Below are 16,060 nucleotides of genomic sequence, written 5' to 3'. Positions count from 1 at the left end.
CCTTATTTTAATACTTCTTACTTTCCCATAGGGGGGAAGGGTAAGCTACCAATCCTGATGAGAATACTTTAGCGAATTACTAAGGCATTCCCACAAAGACTGGCAAACATAAGGAATTGTCTAGAGCGAAAGCGACCTTGCTAAGAAAAACGCCCAGGTAGTAACAATTCCCCCTAGAAGGTAGTGAGCTACCCCAACAGCACGGCCTTGAGTAATACTCAATGCCCGAGGCTGAATCGCAGGAGCTACCTTAAGTTTATTATGAGCCCAAACAATTGACTCAATTAATTCTTGCCAATAACCACGTCCACTGAAAAGGAACATCAGACTAAAGGCAAAGATGAAGTGACCTGCTAAGAACATAATGCCGTAAGCAGACAAAGCAGTACCATAGCTGTTAATTACTTGAGCAGCTTGCGCCCACAAGAAATCGCGCAACCAACCATTGATTGTAATTGCACTTTGGGCAAAGTTACCGTAGGTAATATGGGACACACTGCCATCTGGAGCAACAGTTCCCCAAACATCTGATTGCATCTTCCAACTGAAGTGGAAAATTACGACAGAGAGTGAGTTGTACATCCAGAATAGTCCTAGGAACACGTGATCCCAAGCTGAAACTTGGCAAGTACCACCACGACCAGGACCATCGCAAGGGAAACGGAACCCTAATTCTGATTTATCAGGAATCAGGCGAGAATTACGAGCGTATAGTACACCTTTGAGTAGAATCAATACAGTTACATGAATTGTAAATGCATGGATATGATGCACCATAAAATCAGCTGTTCCCAGCGCGATCGGCATCATGGCTACTTTGCCACCAACAGCAACAACATCGCCACCAAACGCAACACTAGCCGAACCCAAAGCAGTAGGCGCTGTGCCACCAGGTGCTAGGGTGTGAATATTTTGGATCCACTGAGCAAATATCGGTTGAAGCTGAATTGCTGTATCTGAGAACATATCTTGGGGACGACCCAAAGCTCTCATAGTGTCGTTGTGAATGTATAGACCAAAACTATGGAAGCCTAGGAAAATACATACCCAATTAAGGTGAGAAATTATGGCATCGCGGGAGCGAAGCACTCTATCAAGAGCATTATTAACATTCTTCGCTGGGTCATAATCTCGAATCATGAAGATTGCCGCATGGGCACCAGCACCGACAATTAGGAATCCACCAATCCACATATGGTGAGTGAACAATGATAACTGGGTACCATAGTCAACTGCAAGATAGGGATAAGGCGGCATCGAGTACATATGCTGTGCCACGATGATGGTCAAAGAACCCAACATTGCTAAATTCACTGCTAGTTGAGCGTGCCATGAAGTAGTTAAGATTTCATATAAACCTTTATGTCCTTCACCACCAAAGAGTACTGGATCTCCTTTATGTCCGTCGAGAATTTCTTTCAAACTGTGACCAATGCCCCAGTTAGTTCGGTACATATGACCCGCAACGATGAACAAGACAGCAATTGCGAGGTGATGATGAGCTGTATCAGAAAGCCACAAACCTCCAGTCAGAGGATTCAATCCTCCCTTAAAAGTGAGAAAATCCGAATAGACTCCCCAATTTAGGGTAAAGAAAGGTTTAAGTCCTAGAGCAAAACTGGGATATAGCTCTGCCATTTTGCTTGGATCCAAAATAAACTCATGAGGCAAAGGAATGTCGCTGGCTGCGACCCCCGCATCTAAAAGTTTATTGACTGGTAGAGACACATGGATTTGGTGTCCTGCCCAACCTAAAGAACCTAAACCTAACAAACCAGCTAAATGGTGGTTAAGCATGGATTCTGTGTTTTGGAACCATTCCAATTTGGGAGCAGATTTGTGGTAGTGAAACCAACCAGCAAATAGCATTAAAGCTGCCATAACTAGACCACCGATCGCGGTGCAGTATAGTTGGTAGCTATTAGTAAAACCAGCAGCTCGCCACATGTAAAACAGACCAGATGTAATCTGAATACCGTGGAAGCCGCCGCCGACATCGGCGTTTAAAATTCCTTGACCAACAACGGGCCAAACTACTTGCGCGCTGGGCTTAATGCCAGTGGGGTTAGTCAACCAAGCTTCGTAGTTGGAAAAACGAGCACCATGGAAGTACATTCCGCTTAACCAAACAAATACAACTGCTAAGTGACCAAAATGCGCGCTGAAGATTTTCCGAGAAACATCTTCGAGGTCACTTGTATGACTGTCAAAGTCATGCGCATTGGCGTGCAGGTTCCAAATCCAAGTGGTGGTTTTGGGTCCTTTTGCCAAAGTACGGTCAAAGTGACCAGGCTTTCCCCACTTCTCCGTTGAAGTAGGTACTGGATCCTTATCAACTAAGGCCATGAGGGTTTTCCTCTCTCTAATAATAGATTTTTCCTACTTGAAATAAATAGGGTTTGATAATGCCAAAAGTAATGGCTGAATTTACCACTCACTCTTGAGGATGCTTATTTGAACCTATTTTGTTTAGGCTGAGCAAAGCATTAAATAAGATAATAAGACCTTGTCCTCGGTAATTTCGGTAATGCTTAACAAAATTTTAAATCAGTGTGATTCTTGATGTGACGAGGTTTACGTTTCCAATCGAAACAAAGGGAAGTCAACAAAAAACCAATTTTCTTTACAAATTGAAATAAAATGATGCGGTGAAGACTATTTTGTTCCTTTAATATCCTGGTGATGAAAAATATTTTCTCTTACTTATTGGCGATCGCGTTAAGCTTCGGTTTGGTCAGTTGTGGTGATCTAAATAACATCAGTGATCGCATAAAGGCATTTCCCATACCAGACATCAAGAATCTCAGTTTTGATAATTTTCCAGACAGCCCGATTAATTTGTCTGAAGCTGCGCCACCGATTCTAATTCGTAAACTCGACCAAGCAATTGACAGCGATAAACCTCAAGTCTCAATTCTTAGCCCTTCACCAGATAAAGTGCTTGAGGACACCAATGTTGCCGTTCAATTAAAAGTTACTGATTTTTCTTTATTCAAAGCTGAAGACCTCGAAATGGGGCCCCATTTACATTTGATTTTGGATAATGAACCTTACCAGGCAATCTATAACATAGAAGAGCCAATTGTTTTAGAAAATTTGCCTCCTGGCACTCATACTCTTAGGGTATTTGCAGTGCGACCTTGGCATGAAGGCTTCAAAAACCAGGGTGCTTATGCGGAAACCACATTTCATGTTTTGACTCAAACCCAAGAAAATAATCCCGATCCCCAAATACCTTTATTGACTTACAGCAGCCCTAATGGAACCTATGGTGCTGAGCCTATTATGCTCGACTTCTATTTAAGTCATCTTTCTCGCGAGGCAATAGTCAACAACTCTTCGCCAAGACAAGTGCCATCTTGGAGAGTTCGCGCAACAGTAAATGGTGAAAGTTTTATCCTTGATCAATGGCAACCAGTTTATCTTACAGGATTTGAAATCGGTAATAATTGGATTCAATTAGAACTACTTGATGACGAGGGAAACAGTATTGATAATACCTTCAACAATACAGTAAGACTCATTAGTTATGATCCTGAAAATGCCGATAATCAGGACACCTTAGCAAAAATAACTACAGGGGAGATTGACTTGCAAAATGTCATGTCAATTGTTGACCCTAACTACGAACAAGCTTTAGAAAAAAATATTCAAGAAGTTTCTGAAGAAATTAGTTCAGAAGAAACTGCTGACCAATCAGAATTTAACCAAGAAGATTCAATAACTGTCGACATTGTGGATGACTCAAAAGTCCTGATCGAAGAGATTACAGAGCAAGAAACTGTTGTAGAGGGTGAATCGGAATCGGCAACAGAGGAGCCTATTGCGCAAAACAAACCAGAAACTGATGAAGAAGACCAAGATAAATTAAAGCTCCTTCTAGAAACTAATGAAATACAAGAGGAGGCAAAAGAATTAGAAATTACCACAGAAATTTTTGACATCTCGGAAACAGGAGTGGATGCAAAGTCGCAAGTTACTTTAGAAAAGCCAAAAACTTTAGTAGAAGAAGCTGAGGAAAAAGTAGAAACTATTCCAGAAAATCCTACAACTGAGCGGAAAAAAATTGTTGAACCGGAGATTCACCCAGACAAGGGGATTCCTAACAAGGACTTAAAAGTTAATCAAACAGGATTGCAGCTTGAAGAGGAACTTACACCAGAGAGCTTAGAACAGAGCTTAGAAGCAGGCAACACTGAAGCTGCCGCACAGGGAATAAGTCAAATCAAGACCATTGAGAGCCCTGAAATAAACAACTCAGGAGCTATTAAAGACAAGGCCATTGTCGAAGACATTCTTTTAGATATTCCTGAATCAAGCGAAAATCAAAGCATTAAGGAAATTGAACCTACTTCCGAAATAGAGGAAGTGCCATCAGAAGAGCCAACGAAAGCTCAAAACATAGTTGAGGAATCACAAAAACAAATTAAAGTATCAATTCCAAATCAAACTCCGGAAGACAGAAATATTATAGAAATAATCAAAAGCAAGTTTCAATATCTCGTAAACTACATTAAAGGCTATTTAGAAACATATCTGAATAACAACAAGTAGCAAAGTAATTTTAAATATTAGCTTTGTCTTAAGGATTCATTGAGAGCTTGACGAGCAATTCTTGTAATGTAAAATGTTGTGGCGATCGCGCTTAACAAGCCGAAAATTCGGACTATCCATTGTAATCCCTGATTTGCGATGGCACTATCTGCTCCCAAAGCTGTTAAATCTCCAACCAAAGAACCGAAATAAACATAGGTAATAGTCATGGGAATCATCCCAATAGACCCTAAAAAATAATCCCGCAGAGAAACACCTGTCACCCCGAAAGCATAATTTAATAAACTAAAAGGAAAAATGGGAGAAAGACGAGTGAGCAAAATTATTTTGAATCCTTTTCTCTTTAAAGCCTTATTAATCGCGAAAAACTTTTGATTACCCTTGATTTTTCGATAAACCCAATCCCTTGCCAAATAACGACCAATCAAAAAAGCTAAGGTTTCGCCGAATATTGCTCCGAGAAAAACATAGAATGAACCCCAAACAACGCCAAAGATTACTCCAGCACCCAAAGTCAGAATCGAGCCTGGAATAAGTGCGATCGTGGTAACTGTGTAGAGGAATACAAATAAAATCCCGCCCAATGAACCTAAGCTTTGAATTCCTGCCAAGCTATGGTGTAAAACTTCTGGAACCAGATTCAGCTTACTCATAAAAATCTGTGTATTTATTTTCAAAAATAAGATTAGTCAAATACTATTGATTCATATGTGTTTGAGAACTAGCTGAGATTTTATTTAGCTCTCGATTAATTTATCTTTATCTGGTTTGTCGAGTTGACATGGCATCACGGTTATTAATAATGCTAAAATCCTTAACCATAGCTAGGGGTGCCTATTCAGTGAACAGTGAACAGTGAACAGTGAGCAGTAAACAGTAAACAATTCATTATTAATCTGGCAAGCCACAATAGATTATCACTGAATTAAATAACTGATAACTGATAACTGATAGCTAATAACTGTACAAAGGCTGAGAAATACTCTTAGAACCTGAGACTGGTTCGTACCAGCGTAGGGAAGCTGTTTATTGAGGAAATAATATGAGAACGGAATGGGTTGCCAAACGGCGCGGACAAAGTAATGTCTCCCAAATGCATTATGCCCGTCAGGGACTAATCACTGAAGAGATGCATTATGTTGCCCAAAGAGAAAACTTACCAGTAGATTTAATTCGTGATGAAGTTGCGCGAGGAAGAATGATTATTCCCGCCAATATCAATCACACTAATCTCGAACCAATGGCGATCGGGATTGCTTCTAAATGTAAGGTCAACGCTAATATTGGGGCTTCTCCCAATTCTTCTGATATTGGTGAGGAATTAGAGAAACTCCACCAAGCGGTGAAATACGGTGCTGATACCTTAATGGATTTATCTACTGGAGGCGGTAATTTAGATGAGATTCGCTCAGCAGTAATTAATGCTTCACCGATTCCCATTGGCACTGTCCCAATTTACCAAGCTCTAGAAAGCGTTCATGGTAATATCGAAAATCTGACAGCAGATGATTTCTTACAAATCATCGAGAAACATGCTCAGCAAGGTGTGGATTATATGACAATTCACGCAGGTATTTTGATCGAGCATTTGCCCCTAGTCAGAAACCGTATTACAGGGATTGTTTCTCGTGGTGGCGGAATTATTGCCAGATGGATGCTGCATCATCACAAGCAAAATCCTCTTTATACTCATTTCGATGACATTATTGAGATTTTCAAGAAATATGATGTTTCTTTTAGCTTAGGTGATTCTCTACGCCCTGGTTGCACCCATGATGCTTCTGATGAGGCTCAACTAGCAGAATTAAAGACCCTCGGACAGTTGACTCGCCGGGCTTGGGAACATGATGTTCAAGTTATGGTCGAAGGCCCTGGCCATGTGCCTATGGATCAGATTGAATTTAATGTCCGCAAACAAATGGAAGAATGTAGCGAAGCTCCTTTCTATGTTCTGGGACCTTTGGTAACGGATATTGCTCCTGGTTATGATCATATTACCTCGGCGATCGGAGCAGCAATGGCAGGCTGGTATGGTACAGCAATGCTTTGTTATGTAACGCCTAAAGAACATTTGGGTTTGCCAAATGCTGAGGATGTGCGCAATGGCTTGATTGCCTATAAAATAGCAGCCCATGCAGCGGATATCGCTCGTCATCGTCCGGGAGCACGCGATCGCGATGATCAACTTTCCCACGCTCGTTATAATTTTGACTGGGAAAAACAGTTTGAATTGTCTCTCGATCCTGATCGCGCTAGAGAGTATCACGACGAAACCCTGCCCGCAGATATTTATAAAACTGCGGAATTTTGCTCAATGTGTGGGCCTAAATTCTGCCCGATGCAAACTAAAGTTGATGCCGATGCTTTGACTGAATTAGAAAAATTCTTAGCTCAAGAAGACGCAAAAGAAGCAGTTGGGCAAAGTTAATCAATAGCTAATTAGTTAAACTAATTTAATATCTATAAAACACGTCATTTGATTTTTATTTACAAGTTAGATGGCGTGTTTTCTTTTCTATTTACAAAAACTAAGGGTTTCAAATTAGACGCAGTTTATTATATAAGGTGTCGTTATTGTTCCATAAAATAACCATGAGTATCAACGAACAAACCCCCTTGATTAAGCAGCTGGCTCTCAACATTAATGCTTCTAAATGGGTAGTATTCACCGAAAAATTTATTCTGGTAGTATTTGTAATCGTTATAGTCGTAGACTTTTTTCTCGCTTTTAATGATGTTCAAGAAGACACTATCAGCGAGGTTATCCAAAATTGGTCTTATAGTCGCTTTTTTGTCATAACTTGGGCTTGGGGTGTCATTGGTGGTCATTTTTTTCTGGCCAGGGCAACGCCATTATTCTCCAGCCCCAGTCCTCTAATGATTTTGTTGGGATTAACATTCTTGATCCTAGTGGCAGGTTTGTCTTATAAGGCCATTGTGCCTATCCCAGCACAGCTGATTTTACTTATCCTGGGAACTGCTGCTGGGCATTTTCTTTGGCCAGTTAGTCCTGTAAGTTAAAATATTTTATTAATCTTTGTAAACAAAAATAAAAGTGTACACTCATTACAAATGTAAAAGAATGTAACAAAATATAACCATTTTTTTATAAAATTGTGTCAAATCAAGAGAAATGCGGTTTTGTTGGAGCATTTTTTGATAGAAACATTTAGGAGCAACCCGTTGTCTAAGTGAGTTTTTGGTCTTGCTGGAACCGTAAAATTACTGGTCGCACCAAGTTTAAGTAAGGAGAATCAAGTATATGTTCACTCACGTCAAGTCCACCATACGTCGTGTAACGCCAGAAGACCTCAAAGGGCGTGATTTGCTGAGGGTGGTCTATGTCGTGCTGGAGCCTCAGTACCAAAGCACCTTGTCTGAAGCTGCGAGAAATATCAATAAAAACAACCCCCATTTGGCTATAGAACTGAATGGGTATTTGATCGAAGAACTTCGCAATGAAGAAAATTATGCCGATTTCCAGCAGGATATGACCCAGGCAAATATCTTTATTGCGTCTTTGATCTTTATTGAAGATTTGGCTCAGAAAGTCGTAGCTGCTGTTACCCCTCATCGCGATCGCCTAGATGCTGCGATTGTCTTTCCTTCGATGCCAGAAGTAATGAGGCTTAACAAGATGGGTAGCTTCTCGATGGCGCAGTTGGGACAATCTAAGAGTGCGATCGCACAGTTTATGCGCAAGCGGAAGGAAAATTCAGGCAGCTCCTTCCAAGATGCGATGCTCAAGTTGTTACGCACCTTGCCCAAAGTACTGAAATACTTGCCTGTGGAAAAAGCCCAGGACGCCCGTAATTTCATGTTGAGTTTTCAATATTGGCTTGGTGGCAACTCTGACAACCTAGAGAACTTCCTGCTAATGCTGGCCGATAAATATGTTTATCAGGATAAAAATATTGCCAATGGGGTTACCTACTCTGAACCCATTGTCTATCCCGATATGGGAGTTTGGCATCCCCTCGCCCCAGAAATGTTCGAAGATGTCAAAGAGTATCTTAATTGGTTTAACTCCCGCAGCGATATTGACGATAATTTAAAAGATCCCTTAGCTCCTTGCATTGGGTTGGTTTTGCAACGTACCCATCTAGTAACAAAAGATGATGCCCATTATGTAGCCATGGTGCAAGAACTAGAAGCGATGGGAGCGCGAGTACTTCCTGTATTTGCTGGAGGTCTAGATTTTTCCAAACCAGTAGAAGAGTATTTCTGGGAAGTCACTAACAGCACTGAACCCCAACCTTTAGTTGATGTGGTGGTATCTCTCACTGGTTTTGCCCTAGTGGGCGGACCGGCAAGACAAGATCATCCTAAAGCAATTGATTCTCTGAAACGATTGAATCGTCCTTATATGGTGGCATTGCCCATTGTCTTCCAAACTACTGAAGAATGGGAAGCTAGCGAATTAGGATTGCATCCAGTGCAAGTAGCATTGCAAATCGCAATTCCCGAACTTGATGGCGCGATTGAGCCGATTATTGTTTCGGGTCGTGACGGTGATACAGGTCGGGCGATCGCATTGCAGGATCGGATAGAAGCGATCGCCAAAAGAGCAATGAAATGGGGCAATCTTCGCAAAAAGCCTAAATTAGATAAGAAAATTGCCATCACTGTTTTTAGTTTCCCCCCCGATAAAGGAAATGTGGGAACTGCGGCCTATCTGGATGTCTTTGGCTCAATCTATGAAGTCATGAAAGGACTTAGGGGCAATGGCTACGATGTTCAGGATTTCCCCGAATCGGCCCAAGAGTTGATGGAATTAGTAATTCATGATGCAACAGCTCAATATGCCTCTCCCGAATTGAATATTGCCCATCGGATGTCTGTGGCAGAATATGAAAAACTAACTCCCTATTCCAGCAAGTTAGAAGAGAATTGGGGACCCCCTCCAGGACATCTCAATAGTGATGGCCAAAATCTTTTGATCTACGGTAAACAGTTCGGAAATGTGTTTATCGGAGTACAACCCACCTTCGGTTATGAAGGAGATCCCATGCTACTCTTGTTCTCCAAATCAGCGTCTCCTCACCATGGTTTTGCCGCTTACTACACTTACCTAGAGCAAGTATGGCAAGCTGATGCGGTACTCCACTTCGGTACTCATGGCTCCTTAGAATTCATGCCAGGCAAACAAATGGGCATGTCTGGGGAATGCTATCCCGATAGCTTGATTGGTTCGATTCCCAATATTTATTATTACGCGGCAAATAATCCTTCAGAAGCGACTATTGCCAAACGTCGTGGTTATGCTTCTACTATTTCTTACCTCACTCCCCCAGCGGAAAATGCTGGATTATACAAAGGGTTGAAAGAATTAGGTGAACTTATTGGTTCTTACCAAGGTCTCAAAGATAGTGGTCGCGGTGTCCAAATTGTCGATACTGTGATGGATCAAGCGCGAATTGTTAATCTCGATAAAGATATTGACTTTCCCGAAAAAGCAGCCAAAGAATTAACTCAAGACGAAAGAGACACAATCATTGGTTTAGTTTACAAACAACTGATGGAAATTGAATCACGTCTTTTGCCCTGTGGCTTACATGTAATTGGCAAACCTCCCACAGCAGAAGAGGCGATCGCGACTCTAGTTAATATTGCAGCTTTAGATCGCGAAGAGGATGAAATTGTCTCATTACCTCGCATCATTGCCCAAAGCATCGAGAGGAATATTGATGAAATCTATGCCAATAATGATCGCGGTGTCTTAGCAGATGTCCAACTATGCCAAGATATTATCCAAGCAACTCGTAATGCAGTAGGGGCTTTGGTCAGAGCACAAATCGATGCCGAAGGTAGAGTTTCCATGGTTTCCAAGCTCAACTTCCTTAATATTGGCAAGAAAGAACCTTGGGTCGCAGCTTTACATGATTTGGGTTATCTCAATGTAGACAAGGAACTACTCAAGCCTCTATTTGAATATCTCGAATTTTGTTTGGAGCAAATTTGTGCTGATCAAGAACTAGGTGGACTTCTCAAAGCTTTAGAAGGAGAATATGTTCTGCCCGGCCCTGGTGGTGACCCGATTCGCAATCCCAATGTCTTACCCACAGGAAAAAATATCCACGCTCTCGACCCTCAATCTATTCCCACCTTAGCTGCTGTCAAATGTGCCAAGGTGGTGGTAGATCGACTAGTAGAAAGACAAAAGCTAGATAATGATGGCAATTACCCCGAAACCATTGCTTGCGTTCTTTGGGGAACCGATAATATCAAAACCTATGGTGAATCCCTAGCCCAAATCATGTGGATGGTAGGAGTCCGTCCTGTGCCCGACGCCTTAGGAAGAGTGAATAAGTTAGAACTGATTCCCCTAGAAGAATTAGGTCGCCCTCGCATCGATGTGGTGGTCAATTGCTCTGGAGTGTTCCGTGATTTGTTTATCAACCAAATGAATTTGCTAGACCAAGCCGTGAAAATGGCAGCAGAATCAGACGAACCTCCAGAAATGAACTTTGTTCGCAAACATGCCCTTGAGCAGGCGGCGGAAATGGGCGTTAATCTGCGTCAAGCCGCAACTCGGATCTTTTCCAATTCTTCTGGTTCCTATTCTTCTAATATCAACTTGGCAGTAGAAAATAGTACCTGGGAGGAAGAAAAAGAATTACAAGACATGTATCTCAACCGCAAATCCTTTGCTTTTGATTCCGATAATCCAGGAATCATGAGTGAAAATCGGCAAATATTTGAGAAATCCCTGAAAACAGCCGAAGTTACTTTCCAAAATCTTGACTCTTCAGAAATCAGTCTGACAGACGTATCCCATTACTTCGATTCTGACCCGACCAAAATTGTCGCTAGCTTACGTGATGATGGCAAAAAACCGACTGCTTTCATTGCGGATACAACTACGGCTAATGCTCAAATTCGTACTCTATCAGAAACCGTCCGTTTAGATGCTCGGACTAAATTACTCAATCCCAAATGGTATGAAGGGATGCTGAGTCACGGTTATGAAGGTGTTAGAGAACTTTCTAAACGCTTGGTTAACACCATGGGCTGGAGTGCCACTGCTGATGCTGTGGATAACTGGGTTTATGAAGATGTCAATACCACTTTTATTGATGACCCCGAAATGTGTAAACGTCTGATGGATATGAATCCCAATTCTTTCCGTAAGATTGTTGGAACTTTACTCGAAGTCAATGGTCGTGGTTACTGGGAAACTAGTGAAGAAAATCTCGATAGATTAAGAGAGTTGTATCAAGAAGTTGAAGACAAAATCGAAGGAGTTGAATAATCAACATAACTTGAATAATCCAGCAGACAAGGGAATTAGAGACTTCTATTTTTCCCCAAGTTTGGATAATGCCATCTGGGTTATTCAATAAATTTATTGATATTTCTTGGTTTGGAAACATTGTTGATAAACTGGAGTAGTCGATTTTTTATAGTATGCATCTGGTTTAGGAGAAGCTTTAATGAAGGCCATGATTCTGGCAGCCGGTAAAGGCACTCGTGTTCGTCCCATAACTTATACAATTCCTAAGCCTTTAATTCCTATATTGCAAAAACCAGTAATGGAGTTTCTCCTGGAACTCTTGAGGCAACACGGTTTTGACCAAGTCATGGTTAATGTTAGTCATCTGGCCCATGAAATAGAAGGCTATTTTCGTGATGGTCAACGTTTTGGGGTTAATATTGGCTATTCTTTTGAAGGTCGCATTGTTGATGGAGAACTCGTGGGGGAGGCTTTAGGCTCGGCAGGAGGGCTTAAAAAAATTCAAGAGTTTAAAACCTTTTTTGATGACACTTTTATTGTTCTATGTGGCGATGCTTTGATTGATCTTGATCTAAGCGAAGCTATTCAATGGCATAAAGATAAAGGCGCGATCGCAACCATTGTTACCAAATCTGTTCCCAAAGAAGATGTCTCTAGCTATGGTGTTGTTGTTACCGATGAAGATGGGAGAATTCAATCTTTTCAGGAAAAGCCGACAGTGCAAGAAGCCTTGAGTACCAATATCAATACAGGAATCTATATTTTTGAACCAGAGATTTTTGACTACATACCACCAAATCAAGAATATGATATTGGCGGAGAACTATTCCCTCAACTAGTAGCCAAACAGGCTCCCTTTTATGCCGTGGCAATGGATTTCCAATGGGTTGATATTGGCAAGGTTCCCGATTATTGGCGTGCAATTCGAGGTGTTCTCCAAGGAGAAATTAAAAATGTCAGAATTCCCGGGATAGAAGTCAAGCCAGGCATTTATACAGGCTTAAATGTCTCAGTGAATTGGGATAAAGTCAACATTCAAGGTCCAGTCTATATTGGTGGCATGACTAAAATAGAAGATGGTGCGACGATTATTGGACCCAGTATGATAGGCCCCAATTGCTGGATTTGTCGTGATGCCACTGTCGATAACAGCGTCATTTTTGAATATTCCCGTTTGGGAGAGGGAATTCGCTTAGTAGATAAATTAGTTTTCGGTCGCTATTGCGTAGACAAAACTGGTGCCGCGATCGATGTTAGGGCAGCAGCATTAGACTGGTTAATCACCGATTCCCGTCACGCCCCTCCTGAGGCTAAGGCAGAACATGAAACTGCTATTCGAAATTTATTGAATAGTGACGGGTGATTAGTTAAGGGATGAAGGATGAGGAATTAGGTATGACCAGAATACATTTTAGTCAACTCATGCAGCTTTAACTTGCAGTTGATTCCTACCTTGTCTTTTAGCATCATAAAGAGCAATATCCGCATCATAAATTAAAGATTCAGCACTAATATCTGCGGTAGGGATTGCGCTGCTGATTCCCTGACTCGTGGTCACAATATCACTAATATCCGATAATGGGTGTTTAATATTCAGCTTTTGGATCGCCATTTTAATTTTATTGCCGATATAAACAGCGCCATCCAAATCAGTATGAGGAAGAATCACCGCAAATTCTTCACCACCATAACGAGCTACCAAATCAGCAGGGCGATGCACGGTTTTTGCGATCGCTGATGCTACTTTCTTTAAGCAAAGATCTCCTTCTTGATGACCTTTGCTATCGTTGTATCTTTTAAAATAATCTATATCTAGAAGGATTAAAGACAGAGGTGCTTGTTGTCTCGCTAGTCTTCGCCATTCCTTCTCCAGATAATAGTCAAACTTACGGCGATTCGCAATCCCCGTGAGAGTATCGATAGTTGCTAAGCAATGCAATTCTTGGTTCGCTTCACGTAAAGCTGTTTCCACTTTGATGCGTCGTTCTATTTCCTTTTGCAGCAATATATTTTGTTGCCGCAATAATTTTTGTAATCGCTGAATTTCTAGTTGCCTTTCAATACGAGCAATTACTTCTTCAAGATAAAAAGGTTTTGTAATATAATCAACACCACCTATTTCAATAGCTTTTACCCGATCTGTTCGATCATGGGAATCACTGACAAAAATAATCGGAATTTTATTAGTGCGATCACTGTCTTTAAGAGAAGAACAAACTTGATAACCATTGATTGGAGGCGTCTCTAAATCTAGAAGAATCAAATCTGGCTCGGCTTCATAAGCAAAATTAACGGCTTTATTTCCATCAAAGGCTTTTTTTGTTTGATAACCTTTATTATTAAGAGTTGTCGTTAAGTGACTTAAAGCATATGGGTTATGATCAACGATCAATATTGTATCTTGTTTGTGTTCCATTTACAGTACAAAACCTCTCCTAATAATCCACTGAACGGCACTGTGGAAATGTCAAAAGATTAAATATTAAGATATTATTTAATTTTTTACAGTATAATTATTAATTAGTTAATTGTAAATGCTGAATTAGGAAAAACTCCAAAAATTCCGATACTGATAATTACGGATGAATTCAATTATCATAGAGTTTATATGTACTGGTCATCCGCGAAAAAACTGTAATTTATCTCAATAACCATGAAGATTTGATTTTGAGTAAGTGTTTTTATGTTAAAAGTTGGTTTTGTACTAGCGTTATGATGTTATGGACTCAGAAGATCGCCAAAACCCTTTATCTAAAAGCAAAACGGTAGACCAGTTGCGGACAGCAATTAAGAAATTAGAAACAATTATTGAGCAACTTAACTCTACGTCTGTAGTAGATTTGCCTTCTACTAATGCAGTGGAAACTCTAATAACAACGACTGAAGAATTAGAAAGCCTGCTCGCTAATTTACCAGAAGAAACAGTTGCCCCAGAAGCTGAAATGACTCCAGTTGATATTGAAGCTAATGGGGTTGCCGAAATTCAGCCAGAAGTTATTCCGTCTCCTGCTCAAGAGAAAGCAACGGCTTCAAAAGTAGAAATATCAGAATCGGAAAATTTAGTATCTCAAATACCTATATCTAAAATTCCTGAAGAACCAGAATCATTAAATCAAGAAATAGCTCCCGAAACACCGGCGAAATCTCCCAAAAAAACTCCTAAAGCACGGAAAAAAAGAAACTGGATTGCGATCGCAATTATTGCTATCATAGTGGCGATAATTCCTATTTCTTTAAAATATTTATCTCCAGGAATCACAGAACAAATTTCACCGGCAGAAACAACTGAAATTATTAGGGAAGAATCACCCTTAATTGCGAATAATCTGACTGAGAATAAACTACAAAACGAAGCAATTATTGTTACAAAAGAAGTAAAAGAGGGACCAAAATCTACTGTAACCGAGCAAATTTCTCAACAGCCAGCAACAGAAAACAGAGAAGTCACAACGAATGCTCTAGCAGCTAAATCTATAGCTCAAGAACCTTCAGCGCCCAGTGACGTTTTATTGGCTCCAGAATCAGAAGAGGCGGCAAATTTGGTAACAGAAAATATTTTAGATCCTGAAGTTGCTACTGAATCAAAAGCAATGTCACAATCTAATCCCGAAACAGTATTACCTAATGCTCAAATAGAAACTAAAATAGCCACCGATATTTCCACGGCCGAAGAGTTTTCTGAGCGGGAAAATACATCTGCTACTAATCCATCCTCAAACACAGAGAAAATAATAGACAAAAAACTAGACCCAACAGCAACTTCAGAAATAGATAGAATTCCAGAAAACATCTCAGAACCAGAACCGAACATTCTAATTCCTGAAACTTTAGTTTCAGAGTTTGCCGAGGAAAAATTGGATGTGAAAACTATCATTCATGATGTCAAGCTCACTCCAGAACAAAATTTAATTGCTTTGTTGAGCCATAAAGTTTTAGAGCTTTCTGAAGGCTATCAAGAAGATCTCGTGTTATCTCTAGAACCTAATATCACGAGCAACGTTCTTACTGTGAGAATTGCCGATGATTGGTATCAATTAGAAACTACAGAACAAGATGAAATTGTCTCAGATATGTTTTTGCGATCGCAAAACTTGGAATTTAGGAAATTAGTAATTAAAGATAACAATGACAATTTAGTTGCGAGAAGCCCTGTGGTTGGTCAAAACATGATAATTTTTCGTCGGCATTCTAACAATAATATAACTTCATAATTCCTGCGTTTGTTCCTCTTACCTCTTTCCGTAAACTATTCGAAACTAATAATTTGACTGG

Annotated in this window: 9 protein-coding genes and 1 riboswitch; of the genes, 6 read left to right on the top strand and 3 right to left on the bottom strand. The window is 40.5% G+C overall.

Going from position 1 to position 16,060, the window contains the following annotated elements:
- Positions 1 to 120 precede the first annotated feature (120 nt).
- Positions 121 to 2,370 carry a photosystem I core protein PsaA gene (gene psaA, locus XEN7305_RS15000; RefSeq protein ID WP_040898034.1) on the bottom strand — a complete coding sequence of 750 codons (2,250 nt, stop codon included), beginning with the start codon at positions 2,368 to 2,370 and terminating at the stop codon, positions 121 to 123.
- A 312-nt stretch (positions 2,371 to 2,682) separates the two neighbouring features.
- Between psaA and XEN7305_RS26765 the strand changes: the two genes are divergently transcribed.
- Positions 2,683 to 4,554, top strand: coding sequence for a hypothetical protein (locus XEN7305_RS26765; protein ID WP_006510310.1), 1,872 nt, complete (start codon positions 2,683 to 2,685; stop codon positions 4,552 to 4,554).
- A 17-nt stretch (positions 4,555 to 4,571) separates the two neighbouring features.
- Here XEN7305_RS26765 and XEN7305_RS14990 read toward each other — a convergent pair whose 3' ends face one another.
- Complete coding sequence (locus XEN7305_RS14990; protein WP_006510309.1) at positions 4,572 to 5,207, bottom strand: TVP38/TMEM64 family protein; 636 nt, start codon at positions 5,205 to 5,207, stop codon at positions 4,572 to 4,574.
- Positions 5,208 to 5,370: 163 nt separating this feature from the next.
- Positions 5,371 to 5,591, top strand: a riboswitch (TPP riboswitch).
- 5 nt (positions 5,592 to 5,596) lie between these two features.
- Here XEN7305_RS14990 and thiC point away from each other — a divergent pair.
- The 4 genes from thiC to XEN7305_RS14970 all read left to right on the top strand — a co-directional run bounded on the left by thiC (position 5,597) and on the right by XEN7305_RS14970 (position 13,151).
- Positions 5,597 to 6,982, top strand: coding sequence for a phosphomethylpyrimidine synthase (gene thiC / locus XEN7305_RS14985; RefSeq protein WP_006510308.1), 1,386 nt, complete (start codon positions 5,597 to 5,599; stop codon positions 6,980 to 6,982).
- Positions 6,983 to 7,146: 164 nt separating this feature from the next.
- Positions 7,147 to 7,575, top strand: a complete 429-nt coding sequence (locus tag XEN7305_RS14980) for a hypothetical protein (protein WP_006510307.1) — start codon at positions 7,147 to 7,149, stop codon at positions 7,573 to 7,575.
- A 241-nt stretch (positions 7,576 to 7,816) separates the two neighbouring features.
- A complete protein-coding gene (locus XEN7305_RS14975; protein ID WP_006510306.1) occupies positions 7,817 to 11,806 on the top strand; it encodes a magnesium chelatase subunit H in 3,990 nt (1,329 codons plus the stop codon).
- Positions 11,807 to 11,987: 181 nt separating this feature from the next.
- Positions 11,988 to 13,151 (top strand): sugar phosphate nucleotidyltransferase, encoded by a 1,164-nt coding sequence (locus tag XEN7305_RS14970; RefSeq protein ID WP_006510305.1) that lies wholly within the window; start codon positions 11,988 to 11,990, stop codon positions 13,149 to 13,151.
- 57 nt (positions 13,152 to 13,208) lie between these two features.
- Here the strand turns inward: XEN7305_RS14970 and XEN7305_RS14965 are convergent, their stop codons facing one another.
- Positions 13,209 to 14,204 (bottom strand): diguanylate cyclase domain-containing protein, encoded by a 996-nt coding sequence (locus XEN7305_RS14965; RefSeq protein ID WP_006510304.1) that lies wholly within the window; start codon positions 14,202 to 14,204, stop codon positions 13,209 to 13,211.
- Positions 14,205 to 14,508: 304 nt separating this feature from the next.
- Between XEN7305_RS14965 and XEN7305_RS26760 the strand changes: the two genes are divergently transcribed.
- On the top strand, positions 14,509 to 15,999 hold the full coding sequence (locus XEN7305_RS26760) for a hypothetical protein (RefSeq protein ID WP_006510303.1): 1,491 nt from the start codon (positions 14,509 to 14,511) through the stop codon (positions 15,997 to 15,999).
- Positions 16,000 to 16,060 lie beyond the last annotated feature (61 nt).

This window comes from Xenococcus sp. PCC 7305 (genome assembly GCF_000332055.1).
In the GTDB taxonomy this organism is placed as follows: domain Bacteria; phylum Cyanobacteriota; class Cyanobacteriia; order Cyanobacteriales; family Xenococcaceae; genus Xenococcus.
The sequence above is the reverse complement of the archived record's forward strand: the minus strand, read 5'-3'. Positions and strand labels throughout refer to the sequence as shown.